The organism is Aeromonas dhakensis, assembly GCF_002285935.1.
GTDB classification, from domain to species: Bacteria; Pseudomonadota; Gammaproteobacteria; order Enterobacterales; family Aeromonadaceae; genus Aeromonas; species Aeromonas dhakensis.
This window is the reverse complement of sequence record NZ_CP023141.1, coordinates 653990-668069: the sequence shown is the minus strand read 5'-3', so window position 1 is coordinate 668069 and position 14080 is coordinate 653990. Positions and strand designations below refer to the sequence as shown.

General features: G+C 64.4%; 13 protein-coding genes. 9 read left to right on the top strand and 4 right to left on the bottom strand.

Features of this window, described 5'->3' with window-relative positions; genetic code table 11:
* Positions 1 to 11: 11 nt before the first annotated feature.
* Positions 12 to 875 carry a YicC/YloC family endoribonuclease gene (locus CK627_RS03390; protein ID WP_017781293.1) on the bottom strand — a complete coding sequence of 288 codons (864 nt, stop codon included), beginning with the start codon at positions 873 to 875 and terminating at the stop codon, positions 12 to 14.
* Positions 876 to 1291: 416 nt separating this feature from the next.
* On the opposite strand from CK627_RS03390, the gene rph reads away from it, so the two are divergent.
* The 9 genes from rph to CK627_RS03345 all read left to right on the top strand — a co-directional run bounded on the left by rph (position 1292) and on the right by CK627_RS03345 (position 10868).
* Positions 1292 to 2008 (top strand): ribonuclease PH, encoded by a 717-nt coding sequence (rph, locus tag CK627_RS03385; protein WP_005306873.1) that lies wholly within the window; start codon positions 1292 to 1294, stop codon positions 2006 to 2008.
* Between the two features lie 75 nt (positions 2009 to 2083).
* Positions 2084 to 2737 carry an orotate phosphoribosyltransferase gene (pyrE, locus tag CK627_RS03380; RefSeq protein ID WP_042050022.1) on the top strand — a complete coding sequence of 218 codons (654 nt, stop codon included), beginning with the start codon at positions 2084 to 2086 and terminating at the stop codon, positions 2735 to 2737.
* A gap of 176 nt (positions 2738 to 2913) precedes the next feature.
* Complete coding sequence (locus tag CK627_RS03375) at positions 2914 to 5346, top strand: heavy metal translocating P-type ATPase (protein ID WP_095591682.1); 2433 nt, start codon at positions 2914 to 2916, stop codon at positions 5344 to 5346.
* A 10-nt stretch (positions 5347 to 5356) separates the two neighbouring features.
* The gene (cueR, locus tag CK627_RS03370; RefSeq protein ID WP_095591681.1) at positions 5357 to 5746 is read left to right on the top strand and encodes a Cu(I)-responsive transcriptional regulator; all 390 of its coding nucleotides are present in this window, start codon (positions 5357 to 5359) and stop codon (positions 5744 to 5746) included.
* A gap of 126 nt (positions 5747 to 5872) precedes the next feature.
* A complete protein-coding gene (locus CK627_RS03365; protein WP_005306862.1) occupies positions 5873 to 7027 on the top strand; it encodes a GGDEF domain-containing protein in 1155 nt (384 codons plus the stop codon).
* A 30-nt stretch (positions 7028 to 7057) separates the two neighbouring features.
* Positions 7058 to 7321, top strand: coding sequence for a YihD family protein (locus CK627_RS03360; RefSeq protein ID WP_005306857.1), 264 nt, complete (start codon positions 7058 to 7060; stop codon positions 7319 to 7321).
* A gap of 198 nt (positions 7322 to 7519) precedes the next feature.
* Entirely contained in the window at positions 7520 to 8968 is a 1449-nt protein-coding gene (gene ccoG / locus CK627_RS03355; protein ID WP_005306854.1) for a cytochrome c oxidase accessory protein CcoG, read from the top strand.
* Positions 8969 to 9042: 74 nt separating this feature from the next.
* Positions 9043 to 10032, top strand: coding sequence for a serine/threonine protein kinase (locus tag CK627_RS03350; protein ID WP_095591680.1), 990 nt, complete (start codon positions 9043 to 9045; stop codon positions 10030 to 10032).
* A gap of 227 nt (positions 10033 to 10259) precedes the next feature.
* Positions 10260 to 10868, top strand: a complete 609-nt coding sequence (locus CK627_RS03345) for a thiol:disulfide interchange protein DsbA/DsbL (protein WP_005306845.1) — start codon at positions 10260 to 10262, stop codon at positions 10866 to 10868.
* Between the two features lie 70 nt (positions 10869 to 10938).
* On the opposite strand, the gene phnE is transcribed toward CK627_RS03345, so the two are convergent.
* From phnE to CK627_RS03330, 3 genes are read right to left on the bottom strand one after another with little or no spacing between them, the layout of a single operon-like run.
* Positions 10939 to 12486 carry a phosphonate ABC transporter, permease protein PhnE gene (gene phnE / locus CK627_RS03340; RefSeq protein WP_095591679.1) on the bottom strand — a complete coding sequence of 516 codons (1548 nt, stop codon included), beginning with the start codon at positions 12484 to 12486 and terminating at the stop codon, positions 10939 to 10941.
* Positions 12474 to 13235: a phosphonate ABC transporter ATP-binding protein gene (locus CK627_RS03335; protein ID WP_095593447.1), complete on the bottom strand. Its 762-nt coding sequence runs from the start codon at positions 13233 to 13235 to the stop codon at positions 12474 to 12476. The genes phnE and CK627_RS03335 overlap by 13 nt, the downstream gene beginning before the upstream one ends.
* Entirely contained in the window at positions 13232 to 14077 is an 846-nt protein-coding gene (locus CK627_RS03330) for a putative selenate ABC transporter substrate-binding protein (protein ID WP_010635703.1), read from the bottom strand. The genes CK627_RS03335 and CK627_RS03330 overlap by 4 nt, the downstream gene beginning before the upstream one ends.
* Positions 14078 to 14080 lie beyond the last annotated feature (3 nt).

Here is a 14080-nt window from a genome sequence, read left to right as displayed (position 1 = left end):
TCGAACCGATCTCATTCGATGTTCTGGATCTGCTCGCGCATCTGCTCGATGAGCACCTTCAGCTCGACGGCTGACTGGGTCACCTCGGCGTTGATGGACTTGGAGCCGAGGGTGTTCGACTCGCGGTTGAACTCCTGCATCATGAAGTCGAGACGGCGGCCGCAGGCGCCACCCTTCTTCATGATTTTGTTGGTCTCGCTGATGTGCATCTCCAGCCGATCCAGCTCTTCCGCCACGTCGATCTTCTGGGCCAGCAGCACGATCTCCTGCTCGATGCGGGCCGGATCCAGCTCCACCTTGGCTTCGGCCAGCCGGTCGGTGAGCTTCTGGCGCTGCCACTCGATGATCTGCGGCAGGTGCACGCGCACCTTCTTCACTTCCACCTGAATGCCGGCCAGACGCTGTTCGATCAGTGCCTTGAGGTTGGCCCCTTCGCTGGCGCGGGAGGCGAGGAAATCTTCCATGGTCAGGTCAAACCCGCCGAGCAGCTCGGTGGCGACCACGTCCATGTCCTGCTCGGCGGCAGCCATCACGCCCGGCCAGCGCAGCACGTCGACCGGGTTGAGCTGACCCTGGCCCGCCTCTTTCATTACCCAGTTGGCGCTGTCGATGATGAGCTTGGCCAGCTCTTCATTGATGTGCAGCTGGCTGGCGGCAGCCTGCGCGGCCTCGAAGCGCAGGTTGCACTCCACCTTGCCGCGCTGCAGCTTGGCGCGGAAGCGCTCACGCAGAACCGGCTCCAGGCTGCGCAGTTGTTCCGGCAGGCGAATGTAGGTCTCCAGATAGCGCTGGTTGACCGAACGAATTTCCCAAACGGCTGTGCCCCAGTCGCCCTTGAGTTCCTTGCGGGCGTAGGCGGTCATGCTGTGAATCATTGATTGTTCCGGGCTTGATGAAGTGTGGGGCCAGTATACTCAGCCAGGCCTGCTCCGTCAGCCGACAGCGTGGTTTTAGCGGCTGATATTTGGGCTGGGATGGCTTAGGGTCTGCTGGTGCTTTGTCACGACCGCGACGGGGTCAGTTTTTGTGCTGGACTAGGCGCGAGGCGTGAAGTGTGGTCGTTCACATGAGCCGCCGAGTAACGACGTTACGCGCAAAAAACTGGCCCGTCCCTACGGGTTGCGCTGCAAATGACGTCATGCGTTGTTGCAGGGCTTGTCAAGGGAGTGGTGGCCATTGCCTGCGCCCCGCGCCTCGCTTGACGTCATTTGTCGCAGCAACGCGGCTTGCGCCAAAGCGCCAGCAGACCCTATACTCCTGCGCCAATTCAGCCAGCCCAGAGGTCCGTCCCATGTCACGTCCCAGCGATCGCACTGCCGCGCAGCTTCGTCCGGTCACCATTACCCGCCACTTCACCAAGCATGCTGAAGGGTCCGTGCTGGTGGAATTCGGCAACACCCGCGTGCTCTGCACCGCCAGCGTCGACACCAGCGTGCCGCGCTTCCTGAAAGGGAAGAATCAGGGCTGGGTCACTGCCGAGTACGGCATGCTGCCGCGCTCCACCCACTCCCGGATGAACCGCGAAGCGGCCTCCGGCAAGCAGAGCGGCCGCACCCTGGAGATCTCCCGCCTGATCGCCCGCTCCCTGCGCGCCGCGGTAGACCTGACCGCGCTGGGCGAGCACTCCATCACTGTTGACTGCGACGTGCTGCAGGCCGACGGTGGCACCCGTACCGCCGCCATCACTGGTGCCTGCGTGGCGCTGGTGGACGCGCTGAACTGGATGGTGGAGAAGGGCATGATCAAGCAGAGCCCGCTCAAGCAGATGATCGCCGCCGTCTCCGTCGGCATGTTCGAAGGGGAAGCCATCTGCGATCTGGAGTACATCGAAGACTCCGCCGCCGAGACCGACATGAACGTGGTGATGACCGAGGATGGTCGCATCATCGAGGTGCAGGGCACCGCGGAGGCCGAGCCCTTCACCCACGAAGAGCTGCTGGAGATGCTGGCGCTCGCCAAGGGCGGCATCGCCGACATCATTGCGCTGCAGAAGCAGTCGCTTGCATGATTTTAAAAACGCGGCATTGTCCGCGTTTTTTTATACCCCCACACCAGTAAACGACAAGCCAAGCAAGGAGCCAGAATGAAAGCCTACCAGCGTCAATTTATCGAATTCGCCCTGGAGAAACAGGTCCTCAAATTCGGTGAGTTCACCCTGAAATCCGGCCGCAAGAGCCCCTACTTCTTCAACGCCGGTCTGTTCAACAGCGGCCGCGATCTGGCCCGTCTCGGGCGTTTCTACGCCGCCGCCCTGATGGATGCCGGCATCGCGTTCGACGTGTTGTTTGGCCCGGCCTACAAGGGGATCCCCATCGCCTCCGCCACCGCCGTGCAGCTGGTGGAGCAGCACGACGTGGACGTGCCCTGGTGCTTTAACCGTAAGGAAGCCAAGGATCACGGCGAGGGCGGCAATCTGGTGGGCAGCCCGCTCAAGGGGCGCATCATGCTGGTGGATGACGTCATCACCGCCGGCACCGCCATCCGCGAGTCCATGGATCTGATCCAGGCCAACGGTGCCTCCCTGGCCGGCGTGCTGATCGCGCTGGACCGTCAGGAGAAGGGCAAGGGCGAGCTCTCCGCTATTCAGGAGGTGGAGCGTGACTACGGCGCCCACATCATCGCCATCATCCAGATGAGCGACCTGATCGCTTATCTGGAAGAGAAGCAGGCCGAGCAGCCGGAGCTGGCTACGCAACTGGCTGCCATGAAGGCGTACCGCGCCCAGTACGGCATCTGAGCCGATCACACCGCGCAATAGTTGAAGTCGGCGCCCGTTTGCTCCCTGGCAGCAAACGGGCGCCGTTTTTTCATCTGCAAAAAGTGAGTCAGATGGCTTGAGCTTACCCTTACAGTAAAGGTTAGGGTTTGCTGGTCGGCGCTCGTTCTGGCCGACGGGTTCCGGGGAGGAACAAGATGACCACTCATATTCAATTACCCATCCATCTGCAGTTGCCGCTCACAGGCATGAGCTGCGCCAACTGTGCCAGCCGCATCACGACCGCCCTCAACAAGCTGGAGGGGGTCGAGGCGACCGTCAACTTCGCGCTGGAACAGGCCGCCATCGACCTGGCCAGCCCCGACCGTTTGCCGGCGGTGCTGGAGAGCATTCAGGCACAGGGCTATGACTATGGCCACGAGACGCTCTCCTTCCAGATCAGCGGCATGACCTGTGCCGGTTGTTCGGCTCGTCTGAACAAGATGCTGGCCGCGCTGCCCGGCGTCATCTCAGCCGACGTCAACTTCTCGCTCGAGCAGGCCCGTATCGTGCTGGTGCCCGGGATGCAGACCCCCGCCGCATTGCGCGAGCAGATCGAAGCCCTCGGCTTTGGTGCCCAGCTGGCGCAGGGCTCGGCCAGTGGCCGCCGCCAGCAGTTGCTGGAACGGGAAGCGCAGGAGGCCGCCAGTGCCCGTCAGGCGCAGACCCGGGTCATCGTCTCGGCGCTGCTGACCCTGCCGCTGTTGGTGGGCATGTTCTCAATGGCCGGTCTGCTGCCCTGGCATCTGCCCGCCTGGCTGGAGCTGGTGCTCGCCACCCCGGTGCAGTTCTGGATCGGGGCCCGCTTCTATCGCGGTGCCTGGCTCGCCATCAAGAACCGCTCCGCCAACATGGACGTGCTGGTGGCGACCGGCACCAGTGCGGCCTACTTCTACAGCCTCTATCTGCTGCTGACCCTGGGGATGGCTGCCAGCGGCCAGCTCTATTTCGAGGCGAGCGCCATCATCATCACCCTGATCTCCCTCGGCAAGCTGCTGGAGGCCCGCGCCAGACGCAGCACCCAGTCTGCCATTCGCGAACTGATGGCGCTGCGGCCGGAAACCGCGACCGTCTGGCGCGGTGAGAGCTGGCAGAGCGTGGCCATCGACGAGGTGCTGCGCGGCGATCGGCTGCGGGTGCTGGTGGGTGAGCGGGTGCCGGTGGACGGCAAGATCCTGAGCGGCGAGAGCGAGCTGGACGAGTCGATCCTCACCGGCGAGAGCCTGCCGGTGCTACGCGGCGAGGGCGACAAGGTGCTGGGCGGTGCCATCAACCGCTCCGGCGTGCTGGAGATCGAGGCCACCACGGTGGGGGAGGACTCCAGCCTCAGCAAGATCATCGCCCTGGTGGAGAGCGCCCAGATGGGCAAGGCCCCGCTACAGCAGTTGGTGGACAAGGTCTCCGCCGTGTTCGTGCCGGTGGTGATGGCCATCGCCCTCTTTACCCTGCTGGTGTGGTACGCCATCGGCAACGACTTCGGTCAGGCGCTGCTGGCGGCGGTGGCGGTGCTGGTGATCGCCTGCCCCTGCGCGCTGGGACTGGCCACGCCGGCCGCCATCGTCACCGGCACCGGGGTGGCGGCGCGCTACGGCATTCTGATCAAAGATGTCGATACCCTGCAGAAGGCCCACGCCATCAAGGCGCTGATCTTCGACAAGACAGGTACGCTCACTCAGGGCCGGCCGGTGCTGGCGAGCTGGAGCGGCAACGACGAGCAGCTGCGCCTCGCCGCCGCTCTGCAGCAGGCGAGTGAGCACCCGCTGGCGCTGGCCATGCGCGAGGCGGCCGGCAAAGATGCCGTGCTGCCCCAGCCGGAGGCGGTGGAGGTGCGGGTCGGGGCTGGTATCCTCGGCCAGGTGGTGGATCATTCGGTCGCCATCGGCAATGCCAGTCTGCTGGCCCAGCTCGGCATTGACGTACCACAACAGGATGAACAAGCCGCCGACGGCGCGACCCGGGTCTGGGTGGCTATCGACGGCGTGGTGGCCGGCATAGCGGCCCTGGCCGATACCCTGAGACCGGAGAGCCCCGAGGCCATCGCTACCCTGCGCCAGCGCGGCATCGCCAGCTGGCTGGTGAGCGGTGATGCGCCGGCACCGGTGGCTCATATCGCTGCCAAGCTGGGGCTGGACGGGGCGTTTGACTCCGTGCTGCCGGCCGGCAAGGTGGAGAAGGTCGAGGCGCTGCGGGCGCAAACCCGCGGGCTGGTCGCCATGGTGGGGGACGGGGTGAACGATGCCCCGGCGCTGGCGGCGGCGGATGTGGGGATCGCCATGGGTTCCGGCTCCGACGTGGCGATGGAGACCGCCGCCATCACCCTCATGCGCTCTGATCCGCGGCTGGTGGCCGATGCCATCGACATCTCGGCGGCCACCTGGCGCACCATCCAGCAGAACCTGTTCTGGGCCTTCGTGTTCAACATCATCGGCATTCCGCTGGCGGCGCTGGGTTACCTCAGCCCCGAGCTGGCGGGGGCGGCCATGGCCCTGAGCAGCATCACCGTCTTGAGCAATTCCCTGTTACTGAAACGCTGGCAACCGCGGGCGCTCGCCCAGGCCAGCCACCATGTCAGCACTGAATCGAACCGTTAAGGAGTCATCCATGAACATCAGCAAGGTAGCCAAGGCGACGGGACTGACCGCCAAGACCATCCGCTACTACGAGAGCATCGGCCTCATCTCGGCGCCGGTGCGCAGCGACAATGGCTATCGCAATTACACCGATTCGGCCCTGCGCGAGCTGCGCTTCGTCAAGCGGGCGCGGGAGACCGGCTTCAATCTGGAGGAGTGCCAGGAGCTGTTGGCGCTCTATCGGGACGAGCACAGAACCAGCGCCCAGGTGAAAAAGCTGGCGCAGGAGAAGATCGTCGATCTGCGCGCCCGCATCGCTGGCTTGCAGGCCATGCTCAGCTCTCTCGAGGGGCTGGTCGGTTGCTGCCACGGGGACGAGAATCCCGAGTGCCCGATCCTCGACGAGCTGGAGCGCGGCTGAGTCGCCCCTGCCGGCAGGCTGGGGTCTGGCATCATCGACTGACTAACCGCTTAATAACGGACGTTTTATTGTTGGCTCCGAAGGGGTAGTGGTAGACTGTGCGGCTCTTGTACAGGGAGTACGCAGTTGACCCAGAGTGTGACACGTCAGGTAAAGCAGGCCATCATGGCCCAGCTCTATACCCACGCCTCATTCAGCCTGCCTTGCCTGGGTCTGCTGGCACTTGGCTGGAGCCTGCTGTTCCACGACTACCTGCCCGCCAGCGAGGCGCTTGGCTGGTTGGCGAGCGTGATGCTGCTGCTGCTCTGCCGGGGCTGGCACCTGCGCTGGCGCCAGCCCAGGCTGGCACAGATCCCGCTGCCGGTGCTGGAGCGCGAACTCTTCATCGGGGTGACCATCACCTCCATCATCTGGGCGCTGGGCGTGCTGCTCTACATGGACAAGCTGCCCGATACCTACCGCGCCGCCATGATGATGCTCGCCAGCCTGATCCTCACCGGCAGTGCCATCATGCTGTTTGGCAGTCGCCGCTCCCTCTATGGCGCCGTGCTGCCGCTGGGGCTCGCCATGGTGTTCGAACTGGGGGCGGGCAACGAGCAGGAGCGGATCGTCTCCAGCATGCTGGCCGGCTACCTGTTCGTCTTCCTGCCGACCCTGCTGCGTCGCCTGCGGCGGGATCAGGTGGCCTCCCTCTATCACCGTTTCTCCAACGCCGACCTGGTGGCCGAGCTCAAGGCGGTCTCCGAGCACCTCAAGCTCACCTCCCGGCTGGACGGGCTGACCGGCATCGCCAACCGGGCCCATCTCGACTACTGCCTCGAGCGCGCCTGGCGGCGCTGCCACCGTGCCCGGGCTCCCCTGTCGCTGGTGCTGGTGGATGTGGACTACTTCAAACAGTTCAACGATCTCTACGGCCATCAGCTGGGGGATGAGTGTCTGCAGCAGGTGGCGGGCCTGCTGGCCGAGGTGCAGCGGCGGGAGGACGATCTCGCCGCCCGTTACGGTGGCGAGGAGTTTGCGCTGCTGCTGCCCTGCACCAGCATGCAGGGGGCCATGCAGATCGCCGAAAACGTGCGGGTGGCCCTCAAGGAGTTGAGCATTCCCCATCAGAAGTCCCTGGTTTCCGGTCGGGTCAGCTGCAGTTTCGGGGTGGCGACCCTGGTACCGGATCAGACCCTCTCCATCAGCGAGCTGATACAAAAAGCGGATGCGGCCCTCTATCAGGCCAAGCATAATGGGCGGGATCGTATCGAAGTAGCCTTGATGGGTAAGGTTGCCTGAGTTTCACAAGACAGATTAAAGAGGTCGTCTATGCAATGTCATCGTATCGAAGAGCTGCTGGAGTTGCTGCAGCCTGCCTGGATCAAGGAACAGGATCTCAGCCTGGTACAGTTTGTTGCCAAACTGGCCGAAGAAGCGGGATTTGAAGGGCCTCTGTCCGAGCTGACCGACGACATGCTGATCTACCACCTCAAGATGCGTGAATCCGACAAGCAGGCGATGATCCCCGGTCTGGCCAAGGACCACGTGCCCGACTTCAAGGAAGCCCTGCTCAAGGCCCGCGGCATCAAGTAAAGAGTGTGCTTGCTGGAAGCTTGAAGGTTTTCAAAGGAATCTCTTAAAAAGACGTTTCGTCAACTGGCGATGCGTCTTTTTTGTTGCTTGAAATTGCGACACCACTCGAACATTAGATACATTTTACCCACACAATTAGCAGGCTGTTTAAGATATAATCCGCCCCATAACAATTAATTAATGGAGCGAAGTGTTGCAATGGCCGACCAGGACAAGATCGATATCAAGGATGTCACCGGCGATGTAACGGGGACGTTCAACCCCAATACCTTCAAAGCCAGCGACGACAGGTTCAACCCCGGCAACCGCATCTATGTCCGGGCCCAGACCGGCTACTGGCAGCGGATGCGCAAGGCCATGGGCTGGTTCTTCGTGGTGCTCTTCGTCGCCATTCCCTGGTTGCGCTATGACGGTCGACAGGCCGTGTTGTTCGATATCGGCCATCAGCAGTTCCACATCTTCGGCGCCACCATCTGGCCGCAGGATCTCACCCTGCTGGCCTGGGTCTTCATGATCGCCGCCTTTGCCCTCTTCTTCGTGACCACCTTCCTGGGGCGGGTCTGGTGCGGCTACCTCTGTCCGCAGACGGTGTGGACCTTCATGTTCATCTGGTTTGAAGAGAAGCTGGAAGGCTCCGCCAACAAGCGCCGCAAGCTGGACGCCTCGCCCTGGAACGGCGAGAAGCTGGCCCGCAAGGGGGCCAAGCACCTGGCCTGGCTCCTGCTGTCGCTGGGCACCGGCCTCACCTTCGTCGCCTACTTCCAGGATGTGTTCCAGCTGGTGCCTGACTTCTTCACCCTGCAGGCCAGCGGCTGGGTCATCTTCTGGGTGGTGCTCTTCGCCGCCTGCACCTACGGCAACGCCGGCTGGATGCGCGCCATCATGTGCATTCACATGTGCCCCTATGCCCGCTTCCAGTCCGCCATGTTCGACAAGGACACCTTCATCGTCGGCTATGACACCAAGCGCGGCGAGACCCGGGGTGCCCGTTCCCGCAAGGCCGATCCCAAGGCGCTGGGACTGGGGGACTGCATCGACTGCGACCTCTGTGTGCAGGTCTGCCCGACCGGCATCGACATCCGCGACGGCCTGCAGTACGAGTGCATCAACTGCGGCGCCTGCGTCGACGCCTGCGATCAGACCATGGAGCGGATGGGTTATCCGAAGGGGCTCATCAGCTATACCACAGAGCACAAGCTGGCCAATGACTCCACCCATGTGGCGCGGCCCAAGCTGATCGGTTACGGCCTGGTGATGGCCATCATGCTGGGGGTGTTCGTCTACAACGCCATGTCCATCATGCCGATGGGGCTCGACATCCTGCGGGATCGCAACCAGCTGTTCCGCGAGAACAGCGAGGGGCTCATCGAGAACACCTATACCCTCAAGATCCTCAACAAGACCCTGCATCCCCAGACCTATCAGCTGGATGTGGAGGGGTTGCCGGAGCACGAGTGGTTCGGCCCGCGCGAGGTGACCCTGAAGGCCGGCGAGATCTATACCCTGCCGGTGAGCGTGGCCGTCGATCCCTTCAACCTGAAGAAGCCGACCCTGGACATCCGCTTCGTGCTCAAACGCGAAGGGGCGGCGCCGGACGACAGCAAGGGGACCCTGCGCCAGCCCAGCAAGTTCATCAGCCGGTTGTGACGGCAAGGCACACCGCCATGCACGGCAACGGCGGACAGTAGTGATAGAATGGGGCGCAACGGCGCCCCTTTCTCATGGTGGATGACATGCGTTTCAACTATTCCGATCTCACTCCCGACCTCATCATGGATGCGCTGGACCTCAGCGGTCTGCGGCTCGACTCGGGCCTCATCGAGCTCAACAGCTACGAAAACCGGGTTTATCAGTTCCAGGACGAGGATCGTCGCCGCTACGTGGTGAAATTCTATCGTCCCGGCCGCTGGAGCCGGGCCCAGATCCTCGAGGAGCACGAGTTTGCCGCTCGCCTGTGCGAGGCGGAGATCCCGGTCGCCGTTCCGCTCGCCTTTGCCGGCGAGACCCTGCTGGAGCATCAGGGCTACCCGTTTGCCATCTGGCAGAGCGTGGGGGGGCGCCAGTTCGAGGTGGACAACCTCGACCAACTGGAGTGGGTGGGGCGCTACCTCGGCCGCATCCATCAGCTCGGTGCCAGCAAGCCGTTTCACCATCGCGTCCGGCTCGACGTGGAGACCATGCTGCACGAGCCGCGTCAGCTGCTGGCGTCCGGCGAGTGGCTGCCGAGCGGGTTGGCCAAGCAATTCTTCGGGGTGCTGGACGAGCTGATCAAGCACGTCGGCGACGCCATGACCCTGGATGTGGCACAGATCTCCCTGCATGGCGATTGCCATCCGGGCAACATCCTGTGGCGCGACGGTCCCATGTTTGTCGATCTCGACGACTGCCGCACCGGCCCCGCCATCCAGGATCTCTGGATGATGCTGAACGGCGAGCGCAGCGAGCAGCAGATCCAGCTCGACACCCTGCTGGCGGGCTATGAAGAGTTCATGGAGTTCGACCCGCGCGAGCTGTCGCTGATCGAGCCGCTGCGGGCCATGCGCATCGTCCACTACATGGCCTGGCTGGCGCGGCGCTGGGAGGATCCCGCCTTCCCCCGCCATTTCCCCTGGTTCAACACCGAGCACTACTGGCGCCAGCAGATCGCCACCCTGCACGATCAGCTGGAGGCGCTCAAGGCGCCGCCCCTGACCCTGATGCCTGGCTGGTGATGCGGCGGGTTGCCGGCCGCTCGCCATGTCTGCCGCAGACCCGCGGCAGGCTATCAAGGCGTTCGCGCTGACGCGGGCGCCGGGGAGAGAACTTGACGACCTGGTGAGCGAGGGATGGGACTCGCACCCCCTGCTTGATCATTGACTGTGCAGTGGTGACGCAATAGGCTTGGCACTGCTTCGGTTCGCCGGGCGTGCCTCACAGTGATCCCTTAACAGGAAACGTCATGAAAAAAATTCTGTTTTTCCTTGCTGCCATGCTGATGATGCCCATGGTTCACGCCGCCCCCGAATTCAAGGAAGGCGTCAACTATGATGTGGTCAAGCAGACCGGTAGCGCCCAGCCGGAAGTACTGGAGTTCTTCTCCTACTACTGCCCCCACTGCGCCAAGTTCGAGCCGATTGCCGAGGATCTGAAGAAGAACCTGCCGGAAGGCGTGCCGATGAAGAAGAACCCGGTGGCCTTCCTGGGCCGCGAAATGGGTCCGGAGATGCAGCGTGCCTACGCCGTTGCCAGCCTGCTGAACGTTGAAGGCAAGCTGACCCCGGCCATCTTTGACAAGATCCACACCCAGCGTCAGATCCCGCAGAGCCGCGCCGACGTGAAGCAGATCTTCGTGGACAACGGCGTACCGGCCGAAGAGTTCGACGGCGCCGTCGACAGCTTCGCCGTCTCCGGCATGGTCTCCCAGTTTGACCGCAACACCGAGAGCTACAACATCCGCGGTGTGCCGGCCTTCCTGGTCAACGGCAAGTACATGGTGAAAATCGAATCCATTACTTCCCAGGAGCAGTTCAACCAGCTGGTGAAATTCCTGCTGGCCAAGAAAGACTGACCTCGTCTGATCCCATGAAAAAAGCCCGCCGGTGCAAACCGGCGGGCTTTTTGTTTATCAGGAGCTTGCGTCAGATCTGGCAATCCCGCTGAGTGGGGGCCGGGCGCGGCAAGCGGGTGCGGCGGCTGATGGCCTCCGCCAACCAGACCAGCAACAGGATGGCCAGCAGCAGGGTGGCGGTCTGATCGTAACGGAACAGGCTCAGGGAGACATAGAGCTGCTGCCCCAGCCCGCCGGCGCCGACCACGCCGAGTATGGTGGCGGCCCTCAGGTTCATCTCGCCGCGATAGAGGCTATAGGCCAGCCACTGGCGCGTGACCAGGGGAAACAGCCCGTACCAGAAGCTGGCAATGGGCCCGGCCCCGCTCAGCTGCAGGGCGAGGCGGGGGGCGGGATCGGCGTTCTCCAGGGTCTCCACGAACAACCGTGCCAGCACCCCGGTGGTGTGCAGGGTCAGCGCCAGTATGCCCGCCACCGGCCCCAGCCCGACCGCGATCACCAGCAGGCTGGCGAAGATGAGCTCGGGTACCGAGCGCAGCAGGTTGAACAACAGCCGCAGCGGCCAGCAGTGGCGAGCGAGGCAGGCCAGCGGCAGGGCCAGCAGGGCGCTGAAGAGGGTACTCAGCAGCGCCATCTGCACCGTATCGAGCAGGCCGCTGGCCACCGTCTTGAGGAAGGGCCATGACCAGTCCGGTTGCAAGAACTCCCCCAGAAAGGTGCCCAGCCCCCCGAAGGAGAAGCTCAGCATGCGCCAGTCGAGTTGATAAAGAGCGAGAGTTGCGGCCAGCCCCAGGCAGATCAGCAACAGCAGGCCGGGGGAGCGGCTGTGGCGCAACCAGGCGCTGAGGCCATCCGCCAGGGTTACCAGCAGGATAAAGGCCAGCAGCAGGGTCACCACCTCGCCACCGGCAAACATGCGCAGGGAGAGCTCGAGCTGCTGGCCGAGCCCGCCGGCGCCGACGAAGCCCATGATGACGGAGGCGCGCAGGGCGCACTCCCAGCGGTAGACGGTGTAGGAGAGCAGCTCCTGGCGCACTGCGGGCAGCACGCCGTACCAGAGTGCCTGCAGCCGGCCACTACCGCCGAGCAGCAGGGTGCGGGCCGGTTGCAGGGCGCCGCTCTCCATGATCTCGTTGTAAACCTTGGCCAGCATGCCGCCGTAACTGACCGCGATGGCCAGGATGGCGGCCAGCGGCCCGAGCCCGGACAGGCGCACGAACAGCAGTGCCCAGATGAGCTCGGGCAGGCTGCGCAGCACGATGGCGACGAGGCGCGAGAGGGCCCGCAAGGCGCTGCGCAGCGGGCTGGGAATCGGGCCCAGTTCGGCCAGCGACAGGGCGCGCGAGCCGAGCAGGGCAAACGGCACGCCGAGCAGCAGGGCGCCCGCCAGCCCCAGGGTGGCGACGGCCAGGCTCTCCAGGGTCGCGGTCAGGGTCAGGGCGAGAAAGTCCCGATCAAAACGGGGTGGCCAGCTGGTGGCGAGGAAGTTACCCATCTGCCGCCAGCTCTGGCCGTCGAACAGGCCGAGCCAGCCGTCGGCCTGCTGCCACAGGCTGTAGCCGACCAGCAGCAACAGCCAGGGCAGGGGATGGCGCCAGCGGTGGGTCAGTTCAAACACGTAGCCGCCTCGTCATCACCGGCGTAGAGCTCGGCCAGCATGGCCGGCGTGACGGCTGCAGCCGGGCAGTCGAACTGCACCCGCCCCTCGCGCAGACCGATGATGCGAGGGAAACGGCCGAGCGCCAGCTCGACCGCATGCAGGTTGGCGATGAGTGTGCTGCCCCGGGCTCTAGCCTGGGCCAGCAGGGCATCCAGGCTGCTCTGGGCGAGCACGGGGTCGAGGGCGGAGACGGGCTCGTCGGCCAGGATCAGATCAGGCTGCTGATAGAGCACCCGGGCGATGCCGACCCGCTGCAACTGGCCACCGGAGAGCTCGCCGCAGCGCTGTTGCCACTTGTCGGCAAGGCCGAGGCGGGCCAGTTCGGCCCGCGCCCCTGCGGGGTCGCAGGGGCGCAGCAGGGAGAGCAAGGAGCGGCCGAGGGACCACTGGCCGAGCCGACCGGCCAGCACGGCGGTCACCACCGGCTGGGAGGCGGGCAGCGGGGGTTGCTGCCAGACCATGCCGATCCGGCTGCGCAGCCGCTGGCGGTCCCGGGTGGAGAGGGTCCAGGGATCCTGCTCCCAGAGGGTGAGCCTGCCCTCGCCACGCAGCTCGGTGCCGATCAGCCGCAGCAGGCTGGTCTTGCCCGCGCCGCTTGGCCCTATGATGGCCACGCACTCGCCCGCGGCTATCTGCAGGTTGAACGGCTGCAGGATGCGACTCTGGCCGAGCCGCAATCCTTCCCCGTCCAGCGCGACGGCGATCACTTCAGCAGGCCGGCCTGGGTGGCGGCGGCTTCGATGCCCAGGTAGTTCTCGGGCTTGGTCTCGATGAAGCGGCTGGCGCGTTGCAGCTTGAGGATCTCGGCCTGGGCGGGCACCGCCGGATCCAGGCTGAGGAAGGCCTGCTTGATCTTCTCTTGCAGGGCCGGATCCAGGCCGCCGCGCACGGTCCAGTTGTAGTCAAAGTAGGTCGGTGTGGTCCAGATCACCTTGACCTTGGCGGTGTCGACCTTGCCCTCTTCCACCAGCTTCTCCCACACGGAGGCGTTGAGCGCACCGGCCGGCACCTTGCCGGAGGCGACCCAGGCGACGGTGGCGTCGTGGGCGCCGGAGAAGGCGACGTGGGCGAAATCACGCTCCGGGTTGATGCCCTGCTCGGCCAGGAAGTGGCGTGGCATCAGGTGACCGGAGGTGGAGGAGGGGGAGCCGAACGCAAAGTCCTTGCCCTTGGTGTCGGCCAGGGTCTTGATGCCGCTGTCGGCATTGGCGATGAACTTGGAGGTGAACTGGGCATCCTCCTGGCGCTGAACTAGGGGCACCACCTTGTCGGCACGACGATGGGCCTGCACATAGGTGAAGCCACCGAGCCAGGCCATGTCCAGCTTGCCGGCGGCCAGCGCCTCGACCACGGCGGCGTAGTCGTTGACCGGCACGAACACCACCTCGCGGCCGGTCTTCTCGGCCAGGTAGTCACCCAGCGGGGCAAACTTGCGTTGCAGCTCGGTGGGGGCCTCGTCCGGGATGGCGGAAACCCGCAGCGGTTCGGTGGCGATGGCGCTCAGGCTGGTGAACAGGGTGGTGAGGGCGAATATCCATTTGCGGGTCATGGT

What these genes read in the sequence shown, in the direction of transcription:
- CK627_RS03390 (WP_017781293.1), bottom strand. Translation starts at nt 875, where the DNA reads ATGATTCACAGCATGACCGCCTACGCCCGCAAGGAACTCAAGGGCGAC.
- rph (WP_005306873.1), top strand. Translation starts at nt 1,292, where the DNA reads ATGTCACGTCCCAGCGATCGCACTGCCGCGCAGCTTCGTCCGGTCACC.
- pyrE (WP_042050022.1), top strand. Translation starts at nt 2,084, where the DNA reads ATGAAAGCCTACCAGCGTCAATTTATCGAATTCGCCCTGGAGAAACAG.
- CK627_RS03375 (WP_095591682.1), top strand. Translation starts at nt 2,914, where the DNA reads ATGACCACTCATATTCAATTACCCATCCATCTGCAGTTGCCGCTCACA.
- cueR (WP_095591681.1), top strand. Translation starts at nt 5,357, where the DNA reads ATGAACATCAGCAAGGTAGCCAAGGCGACGGGACTGACCGCCAAGACC.
- CK627_RS03360 (WP_005306857.1), top strand. Translation starts at nt 7,058, where the DNA reads ATGCAATGTCATCGTATCGAAGAGCTGCTGGAGTTGCTGCAGCCTGCC.
- ccoG (WP_005306854.1), top strand. Translation starts at nt 7,520, where the DNA reads ATGGCCGACCAGGACAAGATCGATATCAAGGATGTCACCGGCGATGTA.
- CK627_RS03350 (WP_095591680.1), top strand. Translation starts at nt 9,043, where the DNA reads ATGGTGGATGACATGCGTTTCAACTATTCCGATCTCACTCCCGACCTC.
- CK627_RS03345 (WP_005306845.1), top strand. Translation starts at nt 10,260, where the DNA reads ATGAAAAAAATTCTGTTTTTCCTTGCTGCCATGCTGATGATGCCCATG.
- CK627_RS03330 (WP_010635703.1), bottom strand. Translation starts at nt 14,077, where the DNA reads ATGACCCGCAAATGGATATTCGCCCTCACCACCCTGTTCACCAGCCTG.